The organism is Cupriavidus cauae, assembly GCF_026210475.1.
GTDB classification, from domain to species: domain Bacteria; phylum Pseudomonadota; class Gammaproteobacteria; order Burkholderiales; family Burkholderiaceae; genus Cupriavidus; species Cupriavidus cauae.
The window spans coordinates 3,469,254-3,487,311 of sequence record NZ_CP080293.1; the positions used below are offsets into that span (position 1 = coordinate 3,469,254).

At 68.7% G+C, this 18,058-nt stretch carries 18 protein-coding genes; 7 read left to right on the plus strand and 11 right to left on the minus strand.

The window, feature by feature from the left end; all coding sequences use genetic code 11:
* Window positions 1-66: 66 nt before the first annotated feature.
* Window positions 67-1,086 carry a Bug family tripartite tricarboxylate transporter substrate binding protein gene (locus KZ686_RS15380; protein WP_187829101.1) on the minus strand — a complete coding sequence of 340 codons (1,020 nt, stop codon included), beginning with the start codon at window positions 1,084-1,086 and terminating at the stop codon, window positions 67-69.
* Between the two features lie 319 nt (window positions 1,087-1,405).
* On the opposite strand from KZ686_RS15380, the gene KZ686_RS15385 reads away from it, so the two are divergent.
* The 6 genes from KZ686_RS15385 to KZ686_RS15410 all read left to right on the plus strand — a co-directional run bounded on the left by KZ686_RS15385 (window position 1,406) and on the right by KZ686_RS15410 (window position 6,474).
* Complete coding sequence (locus KZ686_RS15385; RefSeq protein ID WP_149316823.1) at window positions 1,406-2,326, plus strand: branched-chain amino acid transaminase; 921 nt, start codon at window positions 1,406-1,408, stop codon at window positions 2,324-2,326.
* Window positions 2,327-2,412: 86 nt separating this feature from the next.
* On the plus strand, window positions 2,413-2,607 hold the full coding sequence (locus tag KZ686_RS15390) for a zinc-finger domain-containing protein (RefSeq protein ID WP_006575845.1): 195 nt from the start codon (window positions 2,413-2,415) through the stop codon (window positions 2,605-2,607).
* A gap of 184 nt (window positions 2,608-2,791) precedes the next feature.
* Window positions 2,792-3,814 carry a lipopolysaccharide heptosyltransferase II gene (waaF, locus tag KZ686_RS15395; protein WP_226107326.1) on the plus strand — a complete coding sequence of 341 codons (1,023 nt, stop codon included), beginning with the start codon at window positions 2,792-2,794 and terminating at the stop codon, window positions 3,812-3,814.
* A gap of 196 nt (window positions 3,815-4,010) precedes the next feature.
* Entirely contained in the window at window positions 4,011-4,451 is a 441-nt protein-coding gene (locus KZ686_RS15400; protein ID WP_149316821.1) for a YybH family protein, read from the plus strand.
* A gap of 118 nt (window positions 4,452-4,569) precedes the next feature.
* Window positions 4,570-5,562, plus strand: a complete 993-nt coding sequence (locus KZ686_RS15405) for a YheT family hydrolase (protein ID WP_223819620.1) — start codon at window positions 4,570-4,572, stop codon at window positions 5,560-5,562.
* Window positions 5,563-5,808: 246 nt separating this feature from the next.
* Window positions 5,809-6,474 (plus strand): DUF2946 family protein, encoded by a 666-nt coding sequence (locus tag KZ686_RS15410; protein ID WP_265632747.1) that lies wholly within the window; start codon window positions 5,809-5,811, stop codon window positions 6,472-6,474.
* Between the two features lie 115 nt (window positions 6,475-6,589).
* Here KZ686_RS15410 and KZ686_RS15415 read toward each other — a convergent pair whose 3' ends face one another.
* On the minus strand, window positions 6,590-8,272 hold the full coding sequence (locus KZ686_RS15415; RefSeq protein ID WP_265633498.1) for a beta-barrel assembly-enhancing protease: 1,683 nt from the start codon (window positions 8,270-8,272) through the stop codon (window positions 6,590-6,592).
* Window positions 8,245-8,466 carry a hypothetical protein gene (locus KZ686_RS15420; RefSeq protein ID WP_265632748.1) on the minus strand — a complete coding sequence of 74 codons (222 nt, stop codon included), beginning with the start codon at window positions 8,464-8,466 and terminating at the stop codon, window positions 8,245-8,247. Before KZ686_RS15420 ends, KZ686_RS15415 begins: the two co-directional genes overlap by 28 nt.
* A 236-nt stretch (window positions 8,467-8,702) precedes the next feature.
* Between KZ686_RS15420 and moaC the strand changes: the two genes are divergently transcribed.
* Window positions 8,703-9,179 (plus strand): cyclic pyranopterin monophosphate synthase MoaC, encoded by a 477-nt coding sequence (gene moaC / locus KZ686_RS15425; RefSeq protein ID WP_149316817.1) that lies wholly within the window; start codon window positions 8,703-8,705, stop codon window positions 9,177-9,179.
* A 143-nt stretch (window positions 9,180-9,322) separates the two neighbouring features.
* Here the strand turns inward: moaC and KZ686_RS15430 are convergent, their stop codons facing one another.
* From KZ686_RS15430 to recX, 8 genes are all read right to left on the minus strand, one after another.
* A complete protein-coding gene (locus KZ686_RS15430) occupies window positions 9,323-10,252 on the minus strand; it encodes a hypothetical protein (RefSeq protein ID WP_226107320.1) in 930 nt (309 codons plus the stop codon).
* Between the two features lie 189 nt (window positions 10,253-10,441).
* Entirely contained in the window at window positions 10,442-12,280 is a 1,839-nt protein-coding gene (locus KZ686_RS15435; protein WP_265632749.1) for a PglL family O-oligosaccharyltransferase, read from the minus strand.
* Window positions 12,281-12,440: 160 nt separating this feature from the next.
* Complete coding sequence (locus KZ686_RS15440; RefSeq protein ID WP_322784877.1) at window positions 12,441-13,025, minus strand: pilin; 585 nt, start codon at window positions 13,023-13,025, stop codon at window positions 12,441-12,443.
* A 203-nt stretch (window positions 13,026-13,228) separates the two neighbouring features.
* Window positions 13,229-13,924, minus strand: coding sequence for a TerC family protein (locus KZ686_RS15450; protein WP_150083306.1), 696 nt, complete (start codon window positions 13,922-13,924; stop codon window positions 13,229-13,231).
* 307 nt (window positions 13,925-14,231) lie between these two features.
* Window positions 14,232-15,113, minus strand: a complete 882-nt coding sequence (gene sucD / locus KZ686_RS15455) for a succinate--CoA ligase subunit alpha (RefSeq protein ID WP_006576698.1) — start codon at window positions 15,111-15,113, stop codon at window positions 14,232-14,234.
* A gap of 73 nt (window positions 15,114-15,186) precedes the next feature.
* Window positions 15,187-16,353: an ADP-forming succinate--CoA ligase subunit beta gene (gene sucC, locus KZ686_RS15460; RefSeq protein WP_149316813.1), complete on the minus strand. Its 1,167-nt coding sequence runs from the start codon at window positions 16,351-16,353 to the stop codon at window positions 15,187-15,189.
* A 100-nt stretch (window positions 16,354-16,453) separates the two neighbouring features.
* Window positions 16,454-17,134, minus strand: a complete 681-nt coding sequence (locus KZ686_RS15465; protein ID WP_265632750.1) for a DUF2889 domain-containing protein — start codon at window positions 17,132-17,134, stop codon at window positions 16,454-16,456.
* A gap of 322 nt (window positions 17,135-17,456) precedes the next feature.
* Window positions 17,457-17,924, minus strand: coding sequence for a recombination regulator RecX (gene recX, locus KZ686_RS15470; RefSeq protein ID WP_226107318.1), 468 nt, complete (start codon window positions 17,922-17,924; stop codon window positions 17,457-17,459).
* Window positions 17,925-18,058 lie beyond the last annotated feature (134 nt).

The following is an 18,058-nucleotide window of genomic DNA, read 5'->3' on the forward strand; positions in this document are numbered from 1 at the left end:
CCTGACCGGGGCTGCTGCCTGGCGGGGCCGACCGGCGGCGGTGCCGCCAGGCGATCCCAATCCATCTCAGTCGATCGACGCCCCCACCGTCTTGACGACGTTCGCCCACTTCTGGCGGTCGGCCTTCACCGTGGCGCGGAACTGGTCGACGGTCTCGACGCGCGGCGTGTTGCCCGCCTCGACCAGCTTCTGGCGCACCGCCGGGTTTTCCAGCGCGACGCGCACGGCCTCGTTGACCTTGCGGGCGATCTGCGGGTCCAGCCCCTTGGGTCCGAAGAAGCCGAACCAGATCGTGCTGTTGTAGTTCGGCACGCCGCTCTCGGCGATGGTCGGCACGTCGGGGATCACCGGCACGCGCTTGGCGGTGGTTACCCCGAGCAGGCGCACCTTGCCGGCGCGGTATTGCGGCAGCACGCTCTGCACCTGGTTGAAGATGCAGCAGACCTCGCCCTTGAGCACCGCCTGCAGCGCGTCCGGGCCGCCCTTGTACGGCACGTGGACCATGTCGAGGCCCGCGCGCGCGTTGAATTCCGCGAAAGCCAGATGCGTGCCGGTGCCGTTGCCGGTGGACGCGTAGTTGTACTTGCCCGGATTGGCCTTGACCTTCTCGATGAATTCCTTGACCGACTTGACGTCGATCACCGCCGGATTGACGGTCAGCACGTTGGACACCTCGACCAGCGGGGCGATCGGCGTGAAGTCCGCCTCGGCATCGAACGGCAGGTTCTTGTACAGCGCCGGGTTGATGCCATGGGTGGCGGCGGTGCCCAGCAGCAGCGTATAGCCGTCCGGCCTGGCGTGGGCGACCACTTCGGAGGCCACGTTGCCGCCGGCGCCCGGCCGGTAGTCGTACAGGATCGTGGTCTTGAGCGACTTCTGCAGCGAGTCCTGCAATGTGCGGCCGACCATGTCGACGCCCGAGCCAGCGGTAAAGCCCATCAGGATCGTGATCGGCTTGTTGTCGGGCCAGTTGGCCGGACCCTGGGCGTGCGCGGACGGAGCCAACGACAGGCAGGCGAGGCTGCCCAGGCTGGCCAGAGTGGCGGCAAGACGGGTCACGAGGCGGCGGGTCGAAGTGCGGGTCATGGCGGCAGGAATCGAAATACCAGGATGGAAAGGCAGGAACAGAGCCAAAAACGGCTCGGCCGGCGCGGCCCGCTGCCTGCATGCGCTGCGGGGGCCGGATTCCAAAGCAAGTACGATACCAATGAATCGCCACTTTCCAAACGATTGAGTTCGCTTGAGCGTATGCCGTGCCGATATAAGCCCGGCACCACGGCCACTGGATCGGCCCCGATCCCCAGCCTGGCGGCGCCATACCGCCGCCTCGCCGCGTTGGCACGGGGTGTGCCGGGGCTTACAATGTCGCCTTTGCACCTTTTTGACGTTTTTGCGGGAGACGAGCATGTCGATGGCCGATCGTGACGGAAAGATCTGGATGGATGGCAAGTTGATCGATTGGCGCGATGCCAAGATCCACGTGCTGACCCATACCCTGCACTACGGCATGGGCGTATTCGAGGGCGTGCGCGCCTACAAGACCCCGGCCGGCACCGCGATCTTCCGGCTCAAGGAGCACACCCGCCGGCTGTTCAACTCCGCCAAGATCTTCCAGATGGAGATCCCGTTCGATCAGGCGACCCTGGAGGCGGCGCAGCGCGAGGTGGTCAAGGCCAACCAGCTCGAGTCCTGCTACATCCGCCCGCTGGTCTGGATCGGCTCGGAAAAGCTCGGCGTCTCCGCGCGCGGCAACACGATCCACGTGGCGATCGCCGCCTGGCCCTGGGGCGCCTACCTGGGCGAGGAAGGCATGGAGCGCGGCATCCGCGTCAAGACGTCCTCGTTCACCCGCCATCACGTCAACGTGTCGCTGGTGCGCGCCAAGGCCAGCGGCTACTACATCAACTCGATCCTGGCCAACCAGGAGGCGACCAGCCTCGGCTACGACGAGGCGCTGCTGCTCGACACCGACGGCTATGTCAGCGAGGGCTCCGGCGAGAACGTCTTCATCGTGCGCAACGGCGTGATCTACACTCCGGACCTGGCCTCCTGCCTGGATGGCATCACCCGCGACGCGACGCTGACGATCGCGCGCGACCTGGGCATCGAAGTCCGCGAGAAGCGCATCACCCGCGACGAGGTCTATTGCAGCGACGAGGCCTTCTTCACCGGCACCGCGGCCGAAGTCACGCCGATCCGCGAGCTCGATGACCGCGTCATCGGCGAAGGCCGCCGCGGCCCGATCACCAAGCAGATCCAGGACGCGTTCTTCGCCGCCGTCGGCGGCACCAACGAGAAATACCAGCACTGGCTGACCCTGGTCTGATGCCGGCGGCCCGGCCGCCCAAGGCGCCGGGCCCCGCCGCAGCACGAGCCAGAACCCTCCCCTGACAAGACTGACCCCGCAACACCATGACGCAAACCGCAAACGTCGTCGAAATCGGCGCCGAAGACCTTCCGCTGCACTGCCCCACGCCCAATACGCCGACCTGGAACTACCATCCGCGCGTGTTCCTCGATGTGGCGGACACCGGCCAGGCCAAGTGCCCGTACTGCGGCACCGTCTACCAGCTCAAGCCGGGCACCGTGCTCAAGGGCCACCACTGATCGCCCGCTCGTCCGTTCCCGCGCGCGGCCACGCTGGCGTGGCCGCGCCCGCGCCGCAACCAGCGCCGGCCCCGGCCGCCTTACCGGCAGGGGCCGCTTCGCCCGCCGGCGCCGAACGCCCCGTTTCGCTCTCGCCGCTCTGCCGCCCCGGTCACCTCCCGGGCGGCACGGCGGCGCCTTGCTTATGAACAAAGCCCTCGTCATCGCGCCCAACTGGATCGGCGACGCCCTGATGGCGCAGCCGCTGTTCGCGCTGCTCAAGCAACGCCATCCGCGTCTGGCCATCGATGCGCTCGCGCCGAAATGGGTCGCGCCCGTCCTCGCGCGCATGCCCGAGATCGGGCGCGTGTTTCCCAGCGACCTGGCGCACGGCAAGCTGCAGCTGTCGGCGCGGCTGATGTTCGCCCAGCAGCTGAAGAACGAAGGCTACGACGTCGCCTACGTGCTGCCCAACTCGCTGAAGTCCGCGCTGATCCCGTGGCTGGCCGGCATTCCGCTGCGGGTCGGCTATCGCGGCGAGGCGCGCTTCGGCCTGCTCAACATCCGCCACGCCAATCCGCCGAAGGACAAGCGTCCGCCGATGGTCGAGCACTATGCGCGGCTGGCGCTCAAACCCGGCGCGCGGCTGCCCGAGGGCCTACCCGAGCCGCGGCTGCGCGTCGATCCGGCGCGCGTGGTCAAGACCGCCGAGCGCTTCGACATCGCGCCGCAGACCCGGCTGATCGCCTTCTGCCCGGGCGCCGAATACGGTCCGGCCAAGCGCTGGCCCGCCGCGCATTTCGCCGAGCTGGCGCAGATGCTGCGCCGCTCGTACCCGTACGCGCAGATCGTGACGCTGGGCTCGGCCAAGGACGGCGAGATCGCCGCCGAGATCTGCGCCGGCGCGCCCTTCGTGCGCAATCTGTGCGGCCAGACCTCGCTGGACGACGCGGTCGACCTGCTGGCACTGTCCGAGGCGGCGGTCTGCAACGACTCCGGCCTGATGCACGTGGCCGCCGCGCTAAACCGGCCGCAGGTCGCGGTATTCGGCTCCAGCGATCCGCGCCATACGCCCCCGCTGTCACAGGCAGCGAGTATCATGTGGCTCCAGCTCGAGTGCAGCCCGTGTTTCCAGCGCGAATGTCCGCTCGGCCATCTGCGCTGCTTGCGGGAGATCGAGCCCGAAATGGTCTTCGTGGAACTGCGCAAGCTGCTGCACCGGCCCTGATGGAACCACCGCTGACTGAATAGCTGAACTGCGAATAGCTGAACCGCGTGCGCCGACCCGGCGCCGCCAGGCGCGTCCGGCGCGCCGTTGATTGACCCGCGATGGCCGTCCCCGCCCACACCGCCAGACACCGGCGACCGGGACGGCTTCGATTCATGGCCCGGCCTGCCGGCAGGGCCCACCGACCGATCCCGCCATGCCTCGCTTCGCCCGCCTGTTCGATTCCGCCGAAGACATCCTGGAAGCCTTTCGCGAGGCATTGAAGCTGCGCGATGCCGAAGGCGCGCTGAAGCTGTGGCTGGACGAGGATTCGATCACCTGCGTGATGCCCGACGGCCAGCGGCTGATCGGCCACGATCATCTGCGCCAGGCCTTCCTGCAGCTGCTGGACCGCCAGCCGGTGCTGATCGACGTGCTGGAAAGCAGCAGCCATTCGACGCTGGGCGTCTCCATCTTCGACGTCACCGAGGCGCTGCGCTTCGCCACCGACCGCGTCGAGGCCGACCTGTACGTGCACACCACCTACGTGCTGCTGCAGAACCACGAGGGCTGGCGCCTGGCACATATCCATTGCAGCCCGGCCAACGCCGCGCAGGTCACGATCTCGACCGCGACGGCCAAGCAGGCCCTGCACTGAACCGGCCGGGGAAACGCCCGGCATCCGACCACCCGCCGTCATGTCCCGCCCCGCCGACCTGCTCCGGCATCCGCCCTCGCCGCTGGCCGACCCGCACGGTTTCGACGCCCACGCGCGCATGCCATGGTGGCTGCGCGACGGCCATAGCCAGACCATCATCCCAGCGAGGCTGACGCGCCGGCCGCGCGTGAGCTTTCGCCGCGAACGCTGGGACACGCCCGACGGCGACTTCATCGACCTGGACTGGACCACGCACCCGGTCGCGCCCGGCACGCCGCTGCTGGTGCTGTTCCACGGGCTGGAGGGCAACTCGACCAGCCACTACGCGCAGTCGATGATGGCGGCGCTGCGCGAGCGCGGCTGGCAGGGCGTGATCCCGCATTTCCGCGGCTGCTCCGGCGAGCTGAACCTGGCGCCGCGCTTCTATCATTCCGGCGACTACGTCGAGATCGACTGGGTGCTGCGGCGGCTGCGCGAGCGGCATGCGGCCGATGGCCGGCGGCTGTATGCGCTCGGCATCTCGCTGGGCGGCAATGCGCTGCTGCGCTATCTGGGCGAGGCCCAGTCGAGCGCCGGTTTCCTTGCCGGCGCCGCCTCGGTGTCGGCGCCGCTCGATCTTGCGGGCGGCGGCGCGGCGCTGTCGCGCGGCTTCAACCGCGTCTATACGCAGATGTTCCTGCAGACGCTCAAGCGCAAGTCGCTGGACAAGCTGGCCCAGTACCCTGGCCTGTTCGACCGCGCCGCGCTGCTGGCCAGCCGCGACCTCTATGCCTTCGACAACGTGGTCACGGCCCCGCTGCACGGCTTTCGCGATACCGACGACTACTGGGCGCGCGCCGCCAGCAAGCCGGTGCTGCGCCATATCGCGGTGCCGACGCTGGTGCTGAACGCGCGCAACGATCCCTTCCTGCCGGCGCACTATCTGCCGGGCGCGCGTGACGTCAGCGGGCAGGTGCTGCTGGACCAGCCCGAGCATGGCGGGCACGTCGGCTTCCTGGCGCCGCCGCGCGACTGGCGGCGCCATCTGCCGCTGTCGTCGCTGCTGCCGGGCGGCGGCCATACCGACTGGCTGCCGGCGCGCGTGCTGCGATTCTTCGATAGCCTGGGCTGACAGGGTCTACGCTGGGAACGTAGTGTATTGCGGCGTATAGCGGGCGTATAGCGGGCGTATTGCGGGCCTGGTGCAGGCCTGCTGCGGGCCTGGTGCAGGCCTGCTGCGGGCCTGGTGCAGGCCTGCTGCGGGCCTGGTGCAGGCCTGCTGCGGGCCTGGTGCGGCCCTTCTGTCGGCCTGCTACGGGCGGGCGTACTGCAACGAGGCCGCAAGCCGCGCAGCCAAGGAGTTCAACAGGAGACGAGCATGGACGAAATCGTCAAGCAGGCGATGGCCCGCTGGCCCAATGTCCCCTACTGCTATGGCTGGCTCGCGCTGGACCGGCGCGGGCAATGGCGCATCCGCAACGAATACGCGCAGCAGCATGGGCTGTCCGGCGATCCGCTGCGGCATCCCGCGCTGGTGGCCTTTATCGAACGCAACTACGTGTGCGACGAGCATGGCGCCTGGTTCTTCCAGAACGGGCCGCAGCGCGTGTTCGTCGAGCTCGCCTATGCGCCCTGGGTAGTGCGGCTCCACCAGGGACAGTTCCACACCACCTCGCAGCGGGCCTTCACGCCGCGGTCCTGCCATGCCGACGAGCACGGCAACGTGGTGCTGGTGGGCGAGATCGAGGGCGAGATCGAGGGCGGGAATGAGGGCGGGAATGAGGGCGGGAACGAAGGCGGGAACGAGGGCAGGAACGCGCTTCATGCCGCGCTGCTGCACGACCACGATCTCGACGCGTTCAGCAGCAGCTGCGACTGGCACGGCGAGGCCTGCGGCACGGACCTTGGCGTCTTCCACTTCGGCGGCCACGATCTGCCGATCGAGCCGATCGCCGAGGCCGAGGTGCCGCGGCGCTTCGGCTTCGTGCGGCAGCCGCGGCCGGCACCGCAGCAGCAGACCCAGGAACCGCCGCCGTCCCGCTGAGGCGCGGGATGGCGCGCGCGGCGGCGGCGGGGGCCGCTTTGGCTTTGGCTTTGGCTTTGGCTTTGGCTGCGACTACGACTGCGGCTGCGGCTGCGGCCGCCCCAGCCGCCGCGCCTCAGTTCGGCATGCCCTTGTTGTCCTGCCGCTCTTCCCGATACTGCCGCTCGAGCTGGTGCAGCCGGGCATCGACCTCGGACAGCGTATAGAAGTCGCCGTCGCCGGCCTTGCGCGCGATCTGCAGCTGTTCGATCGCGGCCTGATAGGCGCCGTCGCGCGCGTACTTCTCGGCCAGCGCCTGATGCTGCTGCACGCGCTTGCCCTGCGCCGCGTAGGCGCGCGCCAGCAACTCCCACCATTCCGCGCGCGCGCTCTCCTCGCGGGTGCGCGAACGCAGGAACGTCACCAGCTCGTCGGCACGGCCGGCTCCCAGCAGCGTCTCCGCATACGACAGCGCGACCGCGTGCGACAGCGGGAAGGTCTTCATCGACGCCAACGCCTGGCGGACCGCGTCCGGCACGCGGCCCTGCGCGCGCGCCAGCTCGATCGCCATCACGTCGAGCATCGGGCTGCCCGATGACGCCCCGGGAATATTGCCGTACAGCCGGCGCGCCTCGGCCAGCGCCTGCTCCGCCTGAACCAGCCGGCCCAGCCGCTGCTCGGCAAACGCAATGCCGTAGTAGATCGCCGGCTGCCGCATCGGCGATGCGCTGGACAACTGGGCCTGCAGCGCGGCGCGCGCGTTCTGGATATCGGTGGGATTGGCTTCCTGCAGGATGCGCGCGCGCACCCGCGCGAATTCGTATTCGGGCGTGCTGCCGACCTTGCGCGCCGGCAGATGGCTGGCGCGGTCCTGCATGTCGGCGATCCGCTCGGAGGTCAGCGGGTGGGTGCGCACATACGACGGCACCGAGCTTTCCGAGATGCCGGTGACGCGCTGCAGCCGGCGGAAGAAGTCCGGCATGCCCTGCGGATCGAAGCCCGCCGCCGACAGGATCTGGAAGCCGACCCGATCGGCCTCGCGCTCGGCGCCGCGCGAGAACGACAGCTGGTTGGCCAGCGCCGCGCCCTGCCCGCCCATCGCCAGCGCGGCCGCGGCGTCGGGGCTGCGGGTCGCGGCCAGCCCGGCCAGCACCATCGACGCCAGCGCGATCCACATCGACTGATCCTGGCTGGTGATGCCGCGCGCGATATGCCGCTGCGTGACGTGGCCGATCTCGTGGCCGATCACCGACGCCAGTTCCGACTCGGTGTCCGACTGCACCAGCAGGCCGGTATGCACGCCGATATAGCCGCCGGGCAGCGCGAACGCGTTGATGGTCCGATCGCGTACGGCAAACAGTTCGAAGCCGGTGGCGAAGGTGCCGCCGCCGGTGGTGCCTGCAAGGTTCTGGCGGCGCGCGGCCTGGATCAGCTTGTAGCCGAGCGCGTTCAGATAATCGGCCAGCAGCGCATCGGTGACGTACTGCGGATCGCGGCGGATGTCGCGCATGATGCGGTCGCCCAGCCGCTTCTCCATGTCGGGCGACAGCGCCGCGGTCGACGGGTCGCCCATGTCGGGCAGCTGGATGCCGTTGCTCTCGACCACCGGGTTGCCGCTGCGCAGGCCGAAGTCGGACTTCTGCCCAGCCTTCACGCTGCGGTTCAGGTTGTCGTAGACCTGATCGCTGGCGTGGCCCGGCAAGCCCAACAACGGCGGCGCGATCGTCGGCACCGCCTTGCCCGCCGGCGCCGATGCGGCCTGGGGCCAGGCCGGCGTGGCCAGCGCCAGCATCAGCAGCGCCGCCAGCGGGCGACGCAGCACGGCAAGGCGGGGCCCGGCATGGGGCGATGCGGGCGCCGAGCGTGAACGTCCGGCGGCACGGGCATCGGCACGGCGATCGGCACCGAGATCGGCTCCGAGATCGGCTCCGAGATCGGCACCGAAATCGGCACGGAGATCAGCACCGAAATCGGCTCCGAGATCGGCTCCGGGATCGGTACCGGGATCGGCACGGGAATCGGCGCGAAGATCGGCGAGCGAAGCGCGCCGGGCGACGGGGCGGAAAATCAGCATGTTGCTATGATAGCGGCCTGGCGCGACCGTTCCGCGCCCGGCGGGCACCCCTGCCCTGCCGTCCTGCTTTCCGGATTTCCTGCGATTTCCTTCGATCCCCTCCCGCTTCGGTCCCAACCGTTCGACCCCAACCGTTCGACCCCAACCGTTCGACGCCAACCCTGCGACGCCAATCATGAGCAAGCTCACTCACTTCGATACCGCCGGCCAGGCGCATATGGTGGATGTCGGCGCCAAGGACGCCACCCACCGCGTGGCGATCGCCACCGGCACCATCACGATGGCGCCGGAGACCTTCGCGCTGGTGCGCGACGGCACCGCGAAGAAGGGCGACGTGCTCGGCATCGCTCGCATCGCCGGCATCATGGCCACCAAGCGCACCGCCGACCTGATTCCGCTTTGCCATCCGCTGGCGCTGACCAAGGTTGCGCTCGAATTCGCGCTGGACGAGGCGGCCAGTTCCGTGCACTGCACCGTGCGCGCCGAGACGCGCGGCCAGACCGGCGTCGAGATGGAAGCGCTGACCGGCGTGCAGGTCGCGCTGCTGACGATCTACGACATGTGCAAGGCCGCCGACCGCGGCATGGTGATGGGCGGCATCCGCCTGCTGGAGAAGCATGGCGGCAAGTCGGGGGATTGGGTGGCGCAGTAAGAGCGGCACGCCGAGGCCCGCAAGAGGGGCAATCAAGCCAGGCAGCACGCCGGGCGGCCCCGCTTCCCTGCTTCCCTGCTTCCCTGCTTCCCTGCTTCCCTGCTTCCCCGCTTCCCCGCTTCCCCGCAGCCCCCGCCGCCCCGCTAGTGGCGCAGACCGAACGCGGCGACGTGCCGGCCCCCGGCGGGCAGATTGGCGGCCGCCAGCAGCGCGTCGGCGAGCAGGTCCTGTCCTTCCGGGCTCAGGTGGATGTCATCGAGATAGGCCACATCGCGTGCGCGGCGCTCGGCGTCACGCATGCTGACGACCGGCACCTCGTATTCCTCGCACAGCCGGGAGAAGGCCTGCAGGCCGGCCGGCAGGCCGGCGCCGTCCAGTTCGTCGCGCTCGTAGTGCTGTACCAGCCGGACCTGCACGCCGGCCCTCCTGGCCATCACGATCAGTTCGGCCAAGTCGCGCAGCGAGGCGGCGCGATCGGCATCGGTCGATTCGCGCGCCGGTCCGGACGACTGATCCAGCCCGAGATAGGCGGGCAGATAACGGGTGGCGCCCTCCACCAGCGCCGACAGCGGCGGTTGCGAGGGATGGGTATCCGGCCGCAGCGGCGCGAAGGTCGGCACATCGCCATAGTCGGCGCCGTTGACGACGATGATCGCGGTATCGGCGTCGAGAAAACCGAAGCGCCGCGCGTAGGCGAGCCAGTTGCCCGGCCCCCAGCTGAATGCCGCCACATTGCCCACGGTCGCCACCCGGCTGGTCCGGCCCAGCCGTACCCGCAATTGCTCGGTGGCGAGGCGCCCCTGGTCGACCTGCGCGCCGCCGTTGACGACGGAATCGCCGAACACCAGCACGCGCCGCTCCCCGGGCACGCCTTTCTTCGGCTCGAAATCGTCCGAGCGCATGCCGTAGCGGTTGACCACATAGCGATGGCCGAAGCGCTTCACGCGCTGGTTGGGCTTGAGCAGGTACTCGATTTCCGGATCGGTCTGATAGAGCGGCGGATCGCCCAGGCCGAGGCCGGCGCGCGCCAGCACCTCGGTGGTGATGATGGCCACCAGTCCCAGCACAGCCACCGTCAGGATCCTTCGCTTGCCAGTCCGCATTCGTCTCTCCCGTGTGACACAGGCACCGGGCGAGTCTAGGGGCCGGAACTGGCGTGACAAATCGTGCCGACGGATGAAATGCCTCGGCGCGGCGCTTCTCCGGAAACGAAGCCGCGCACGGCTTGCGGCAGCGCGGCATTCCTCCTTCGGACTACCGCCCTACCGTGGTATCGGTGTGGCGGCCCGGCGGCGCTGGACCCACTCGCAGAATTCGCGCGGCCGCCTGGCAGCGTCGACGCCCTCGCAATAGCCGGCGACGCGGGCGAACTGGGCGGCCTCGTCGCCGCGATAGTAGTAGCGCAGCCGCTCGAGCCATTCCCGGCCCTGCTCCGGCTCGCCATTGAGCGCCAGCAGCCAGGCGCCGCGCGCGATCACCGTCGGGGTGGGCAACAGGTGGATCGCGGCGATATGCGGCGGCAGCCACGCATCGGCGCCGTCGGCGGTCAGCGGCGCGAGCTCGGCCCGGTGCGCCTCCGCGTGCTGGCCGAACCACAGCTTCGGCGCCGGCAAGGTGTCGACCCGCGCGGGGCTGGCGTACTCGCGCGCCTCGACGCGGCGGTAGTCCTGCCACATCGTCGCGAGCACCAGGGCCGCGGCCAAGCCGGCCACCGCGGGCCCCATCGTGGCCAGCGCGCGCGGCATGCGCGTGACCGCCAGCGCGGCGGGCTCGAGCCAGCCCAGCAGGAAACAGAACGGCAGCAGGAAATACAGGTAGTGCAGCGGATATTCGAGCATCGAATGCACGCACAGCATCGCCAGCCACGTCAGCGCCGCCGCCGTGCGGGCGCGTTCCGCCGTATCGGCACGCCACAGCCTCGCGCGCACCACCCGCCATAGCCAGGCCGCCAGAAACAGCGCGACGCCGGCGGTGCCGACGATCCCGGTCTTGGCCAGCAGGTCCAGCACGGCGTTATGCGCGTGCAGCGACATCTCGACGGTGATGCCCAGGCGCGCCAGCTGCTCGAACTGTGCCCAGCCGAATTCGCCCCAGCCGACGCCGAACCACGGATGCGCGACGAACATCGCCCAGGCATGCGCCCACAGCGCGCCGCGCGCGGAAATCTGGTCGCCGGCCTGCAGTTGCGCCATGGTGTCGAACAGCGACCAGCCGAACGCCTGCCCCGCCGCCTTGATCGCAGGCTGCAGCAGCATCAGCATGGCCACCAGCGCCGCCGCCGCAAACACAAGGCCGGCGGGGGCGCGCAGGGACCAGCGCGCTGACGCCGGCGCCACGTCCTGCGCGGAGCGCGCCAGCCAGGCCGCGACCAGCGCATAGCAGGCGGCCAGCCCCACGTGCAGCACGCCAGTGCGCGAGCCGGACAGCACGACACCGCTTTCGACCAGCGCCACCGCGACCAGCCACGGCAGCGCGCGCAGCTTGCCGCGCGAGGCGAGCCACACCGACGCCGCCAGCGCCAGGCCATGCACGGTCGCCTGGTGGTTGGGCTGGTTCAGATTGCCCCATAGCCGGCGATTGGCGTCGTAGAAGTAATCGGACACCAGCCCGAAGCTGTCGCCCTCGAGCCGGAACAGTTGCACCCATTGGGCGAGCGTGCCGAACAGCCCTGCCGCCAGCCACGCCGTCGCGAACGTGGTCAGCACCACGTCGGCGTCGAGCGCGCGGCGATAGCGATGGCCAGCCCAGATCGCGCCGGTGGCGAGCAGCAGCGCGGCCAGCGTCAGGCTGCGGCTGCCGGTCACGTCGGGCTGACCGGCCAGCGTGGCGCCCGTGCCCAGGGCGATCAGCCACAGGCAGAACGCGGTCACGAACGGAACGCCGGCGGGGGTGGCGGCACCAACGGTGGCATCAACGGGGGCACCAGCGGGGGCACCAGCGGCGGCACCGGCAGCGGCACTGCCGGCGGCCCCACCGGCGGCGCGCAGCGTCGCGGACCACAGCACCAGCACGACGAAGGCCAACGCCGACGCCCACTCGCCGTAGAAGGTGGCCAGCGGCAAGGTGTGTTTGGAGACCAGCGGCGGCAACGCGACGGCCATCGCCAACAGCGGGCACGCCCAATCCAGCGCAACGTTCCTGCGCAAATTCACATTCGATTCCCGACGAAGGCGACACGCCCATGGGCGCGTCGCCGAGATGATCCTTGCGCAGTCCGGCGTGGCTGGCGTCGTCCGTCATGACACCGGCCCGGCTACCCGACTACGCCCTCGCCTGCGATGTATCGGCGGGCGACTGGCTGTTCCTGAGGACATACTGCCTGGCGACCGCGTTCTCGATCGTGGTGGTGATCTCCCAGCTGACCGAGGTCGCGTTGACCGATGGCCGCAGCACGATCTCCCTGCCGTCGACCCCGGCGCCGAGCCCGCTGGCGGACAGCGTCAGCGTGATCACGCCCGGACCGCTGACGGTCGCCTGCGCGATCTCGCGGCTCCGCGCGAACGGCGGAATCGCGGCGGCCGCGTTGTCGTCATTGCAATCGTCCAGCACGCCGCCCGCTTCCTGCGCGCACAGGCTGACCGCCATCTTCAAAGGCGCGGCCGCGGTCAGCACGCTCGACAGCCTGGCCCGAATTGTATCGTCCCGATATTGCGGCACCGCGATGGCGGCCAGGATGCCGATGATGGCGACCACCACCATCAGCTCGATCAGCGTGAAGGCGCGATGGGTTCGATGAGTTCGAGGGGCCCGATGGGCATGATGGGCATGATGGGCATGATGGGCATGATGGGCATGATGGGCGTGATCAGCGCGGCGGCCCCGCGGCAAGCGTGCGGCGACTGGCATGGAGCGGCTCCCGAACGATTGGAAGGCCGACAGTATCGAGGGGGCGGACCGCGTTTCGCCGTCCATTCACAAAATTTGGCATCGAAGCCTTGCCGGGGGCCGGCGGCAGCGTCCATGAAAAAGCCCGGCAACGCTGGCGCGTGCCGGGCTCGGTTCGCATGGCCGCACCTGCCCGCAAGAGGGCAAGCGCGCCGGGCGGGGCGTCAGGCGGTCTGCGCGCCGCGCTTCTGCATCAGCTTGCCGATCACCACCACCAGGATCGCGCCGATGGCGCCGAACACCAGGTGGGCGTGGGGCACGTGCACCTCGAACCAGGCGGCGTCGACCGGATCGCTGACCAGCATCTCGCCGGCCAGATAGCCGAGCAGCGCGGCGCCGGCCACGATGATCACCGGGAAGCGTTCCATCACCTTCAGCAGCAGCGTGCTGCCGAACACGATCAGCGGAATCGACAGGCCCAGGCCGATCACCAGCAGCAGCAGCTGGCTGCCCTCGGGGCCCTTCTGCGCGGCGGCGGCGACCGCCACCACGTTGTCGAGCGACATCACCAGGTCGGCGATCAGGATCGTGCGGATCGCGGCCCAGATGTTGTCCTTGGCGTCGTGGCCTTCCTCGTCGTCATCGCCGGTCAGCAGCTGCACGCCGATATAGACCAGCAGGATCGCGCCGATGATCTTCAGGTACGGCAGGCTCAGCAGCTTGACCGCGGCGACGGTCAGCACCACGCGCATGATGATCGCTGCGGCGCTGCCCCAGAAGATCGCGCGCTTCTGCTGCGCCGGCGGCAGGTTGCGCGAGGCCAGCGCGATCACGACGGCGTTGTCGCCGGACAGCACGATATTGGTCAGGATGATGGATCCCAGTGCGATCCAGAACGTGGTGGACGACAGCAATTCCACTGCGTGGCTCCTCGAAGTCGATATTGGAATTGGAATGAAGACGGAGTGTCAGGGCCCAGCCAGCAACGGGACTTGCCCGTCCGCGATTGCGGCCTTTCGGATGTCTGACGCCCAAGACATTGAGATGTACCGCAGAAACCTTTCGTTTTGATTTCAACAAACCGGCAGATACATCAGAGAATGATCTATTGGTCGTTCCAGTGGCGCCAAAACGACAATGCCCTCGCGTGGAGCGAGGGCATTGCAGGGGAGCCGCGGCGGACCGCGGCCCCGGCCGATGGACCGGCAAGGCCGGCCCCGGCCCGTATTACAGGATCGACTTCAGGAGACGGCCCATTTCCGACGGGTTCTTGGTGACCTTGATACCGCAGGACTCCATGATCTCCAGCTTGGCCTGCGCCGTGTCGGCACCGCCCGAGATCAGCGCGCCGGCGTGGCCCATGCGCTTGCCCGGAGGCGCCGTCACGCCGGCGATGAAGCCAACCACCGGCTTCTTCATGTTGTCCTTGATCCAGTAGGCGGCATTGGCCTCGTCCGGACCGCCGATCTCGCCGATCATCACGACCGCATCCGTGTCCGGATCGTCGTTGAACATCTTCATCACGTCGATGTGCTTCAGACCGTTGATCGGGTCGCCACCGATGCCGACGGCCGACGACTGGCCCAGGCCCAGCGCGGTCAGCTGGCCCACGGCTTCATAGGTCAGCGTGCCCGAGCGCGACACCACGCCGATGCGACCCTTCTTGTGGATGTGGCCCGGCATGATGCCGATCTTGATTTCGTCGGGCGTGATCAGGCCCGGGCAGTTCGGTCCGAGCAGCAGCGTCTTCTTGTTTTCGCGGCGCATGCGGTCCTTGACTTCCATCATGTCGCGCACGGGGATGCCTTCGGTGATGCAGACCACCAGGTCCAGGTCGGCGTCCACGGCTTCCCAGATCGCGGCGGCGGCGCCTGCGGGCGGGACGTAGATCACCGACACGGTGGCGCCGGTCTGCTGCTTGGCTTCCTTGACGCTCGCGTAGATGGGAATGCCCTCGAAGTCCTCGCCGGCCTTCTTCGGGTTCACGCCGGCGACGAAGGCGTTCTTGCCGTTGGCGTAGTCGCGGCAGCCACGGGTGTGGAACTGGCCGGTCTTGCCGGTAATACCTTGGGTGATGACCTTGGTGTCTTTGTTGATCAGAATCGACATGCTGTAATCCTTTGCTTGGCTGTCGCGGCGGGCGCCCGGCGCCACGCCGCTCGCTTTCGGTTTCGCGTCTGGCTTACTTGCCTGCGGCCGCGGCCACCACCTTCTGGGCCGCTTCTTCCATGGTGTCGGCGGAGATGATCGGCAGGCCCGACTCGGCCAGCATCTTCTTGCCGAGGTCTTCGTTGGTGCCCTTCATGCGGACGACCAGCGGCACGCCGAGCTGCACCGCCTTCGAGGCCGAGATCACGCCTTCGGCGATCACGTCGCAGCGCATGATGCCGCCGAAGATGTTGACCAGGATGGCCTGCACGTTCGGGTTCTTCAGCATCAGCTTGAAGGCCTCGGTCACCTTCTCGGTGGTGGCGCCGCCGCCCACGTCGAGGAAGTTGGCCGGCTCGCCGCCGAACAGCTTGATGGTGTCCATGGTGGCCATCGCCAGGCCGGCGCCGTTGACCAGGCAGCCGATATTGCCGTCGAGCGAGATGTAGGCCAGGTCGAACTTCGAGGCTTCGATTTCAGCCGGATCTTCTTCGTCCAGGTCGCGGTAGGCGACGATTTCCGGGTGGCGGAACAGCGCGTTCGAGTCGAAGTTGAACTTGGCGTCGAGCGCGATCACCTTGCCGTCGCCGGTCAGGATCATCGGGTTGATTTCGGCCAGCGAGGCGTCGGTGTCCCAGAACGCCTTGTACAGGCCCTGCAGCGCCTGGCGGGCTTGCGACAGGCTGGCGTCGGGCACGCCGATCTTGCGGGCGATGTCGTCGGCGTCCTTGTCGGTCAGGCCGATCGACGGCTCGATGATCAGCGTGTGGATCTTCTCGGGGGTCTGCGCGGCGACTTCCTCGATGTCCATGCCGCCTTCGCTCGAGGCCATCAGCGCGACCTTCTGCGACACGCGGTCCACCACCAGGCTGACGTACAGTTCCTTCTTGATGTCAGCGCCTTCTTCGATCAGCAGGCGGTTGACCTTCTTGCCTTCCGGACCGGTCTGGTGCGTGACCAGCTGCATGCCCAGGATGTTGCTGGCGTAGGTCTTGACCTCGTCCAGGCTCTTGGCCACCTTGACGCCGCCACCCTTGCCGCGGCCGCCGGCGTGAATCTGCGCCTTGACGACCCACACCGGGCCGCCAAGCTGTTCGGCCGCCTTCAGCGCTTCTTCGACCGAGAATGCGGGGATACCGCGGGGAACCGGCACATTGTATTTGCGCAGGATTTCCTTGCCTTGGTACTCATGGATATTCATGCGTGTTTCCTTTCGGGTAGGCGTAAATGGGTAGAAAAGCCGGGTAGTAAAGCGGGTGATGAAGCGGGAGAGGTCGAGATCTCGTGGGGATCCCGGAACCTCACCCGGAGGTTCCGGTGGACCGGTGCGGAGCGCCGCCGTCGTCGTCGGCAATCGCCTGCGGGGCCTGCGGTGACTGCGGCGGCGAGGCCGGCGGCGCATCGGCCCGGGCTCTCGGTTTCGGCTGGTGTCCGTACCAGCGCGGATAAAACTGGCGAACCACCTCGCCTTCGAAGTGCAGCGCATAGCAGCCATGCAGCTGGTAGGGCGGTTCGGGATTGCTGTCGTCGCTGGCGCCGTCGCGAATCTTGAAGACGTCGCCAGCAAAGGCCTGGATTGCCGTCGTCGGCAGGATCCCGGCCAGTTCGGTCAGATGGGTGCAGCCGGCCACCCCGCCCAGGCGTTCGCGCACGGCCTTGCGGAAGCCCTTCATCAGGTTCAGGCCGATCAGCTGGCGGTAGGCCGGGCCGATGGTGTCGCAGTGGCCGGGATAGGGAACCCAGTCGGAGCAGGCCTCGGCGTCGACCACGTTCATGCGCAGGTCGATGGTCACGCGCAGCCACAGGTCGTGCAGCGGCTGGCCGATCGGACGGACGCCGCCGCCGGCGAGCGGAATGTCGCGGGGCTTGGTGTCGGTAAGCCGGGCCTCGATGTCCCACAGGCCGTCTTCGCGGAGATACGCCTCGGCCGTGATGGCGCGACGATGACGCAGGGCGCGATTGACGGGGGCGGAAAGCGGCATGGCACCAGGCTGTGACAAGGGAAGGCGCGGCGGAACCGGCCTGAAGACGATTTGCTGCGGGCGCACGAATTCGCGCCGCGCTTGCGGAAAACTCGTGGAGTTTAACATGCCGGACCGCATTGGCCGGGAATACCCGGATGTGCGCAATGTCGAGCCCGATTGTCGGCGCGGATGATCGGACTGACCGGGCGGACTACGGCGGCGGACTACCGCGTCGGACTGACGCGCCGGACTGACGCGCCGGACTGCCGCGTCGGACTACCGCGGCGGCTGCATCACATCCTGCACGCCTGCCGCTCCGGCACGCCGTTCCATCGGTCTTTCACTCGCCCTCCTCGTCCGGCGGCCGCTCGGCATCGCGGATCACCCGGCTGATCGTCGCCTGGGAGAAGCCGCGCGCGGTCAGGAAGCGCAGCTGTTTGGCCTTCTCCTCCGGCGTGGCCGGCACGACGCCGAAGCGCTTGCGCCAGACCTCGCGCGCCCGCTCGAGCTCGGTGGCGCGCAACTGCTGCTGCAGGTCGGCCAGCTGCTCGCCGTCGAGCTGGTGAGTGCGGGCCTCCTGCATGACGCGGGAAGCGCCATAGCGGCTGGCGCGCCGGTGCACCAGGCTCTCGGCAAAGCGGGCGTTGGACAGCCAGTTCTCGCGCTCCAGCGTATCGAGCAGGCGCTCCAGTTCCTCCGGCGACTCGGCATGCGGCGCCAGCTTGCGCGCCAGTTCCGCGCGGCTATGCTCGCGGCGCGACAGATAGCCGACCGCGCGCGCTTTCAGGGACAGCGGAGGACGAGGCATGGGGTTGGGAGGGAACGGCGGAGCGGCGGGGCAAGGACGGCAGCCGGGACGGGACGCCCTCTCCCGCTGGGCGAAAGGGGTGGAGGGCGAGCGAACGCGGCGCTTGCAGGCCCGGCGGAGCCGGACCCACAGCG

Bases quoted from the DNA above. Each gene is read 5' to 3' on its own strand.
- KZ686_RS15380 (WP_187829101.1), bottom strand. From the start codon at position 1,086: ATGACCCGCACTTCGACCCGCCGCCTCGTGACCCGTCTTGCCGCCACT.
- KZ686_RS15385 (WP_149316823.1), top strand. From the start codon at position 1,406: ATGTCGATGGCCGATCGTGACGGAAAGATCTGGATGGATGGCAAGTTG.
- KZ686_RS15390 (WP_006575845.1), top strand. From the start codon at position 2,413: ATGACGCAAACCGCAAACGTCGTCGAAATCGGCGCCGAAGACCTTCCG.
- waaF (WP_226107326.1), top strand. From the start codon at position 2,792: ATGAACAAAGCCCTCGTCATCGCGCCCAACTGGATCGGCGACGCCCTG.
- KZ686_RS15400 (WP_149316821.1), top strand. From the start codon at position 4,011: ATGCCTCGCTTCGCCCGCCTGTTCGATTCCGCCGAAGACATCCTGGAA.
- KZ686_RS15405 (WP_223819620.1), top strand. From the start codon at position 4,570: ATGCCATGGTGGCTGCGCGACGGCCATAGCCAGACCATCATCCCAGCG.
- KZ686_RS15410 (WP_265632747.1), top strand. From the start codon at position 5,809: ATGGACGAAATCGTCAAGCAGGCGATGGCCCGCTGGCCCAATGTCCCC.
- moaC (WP_149316817.1), top strand. From the start codon at position 8,703: ATGAGCAAGCTCACTCACTTCGATACCGCCGGCCAGGCGCATATGGTG.
- KZ686_RS15435 (WP_265632749.1), bottom strand. From the start codon at position 12,280: ATGGCCGTCGCGTTGCCGCCGCTGGTCTCCAAACACACCTTGCCGCTG.
- KZ686_RS15440 (WP_322784877.1), bottom strand. From the start codon at position 13,025: ATGCCAGTCGCCGCACGCTTGCCGCGGGGCCGCCGCGCTGATCACGCC.
- sucD (WP_006576698.1), bottom strand. From the start codon at position 15,113: ATGTCGATTCTGATCAACAAAGACACCAAGGTCATCACCCAAGGTATT.
- sucC (WP_149316813.1), bottom strand. From the start codon at position 16,353: ATGAATATCCATGAGTACCAAGGCAAGGAAATCCTGCGCAAATACAAT.
- KZ686_RS15465 (WP_265632750.1), bottom strand. From the start codon at position 17,134: ATGCCGCTTTCCGCCCCCGTCAATCGCGCCCTGCGTCATCGTCGCGCC.
- recX (WP_226107318.1), bottom strand. From the start codon at position 17,924: ATGCCTCGTCCTCCGCTGTCCCTGAAAGCGCGCGCGGTCGGCTATCTG.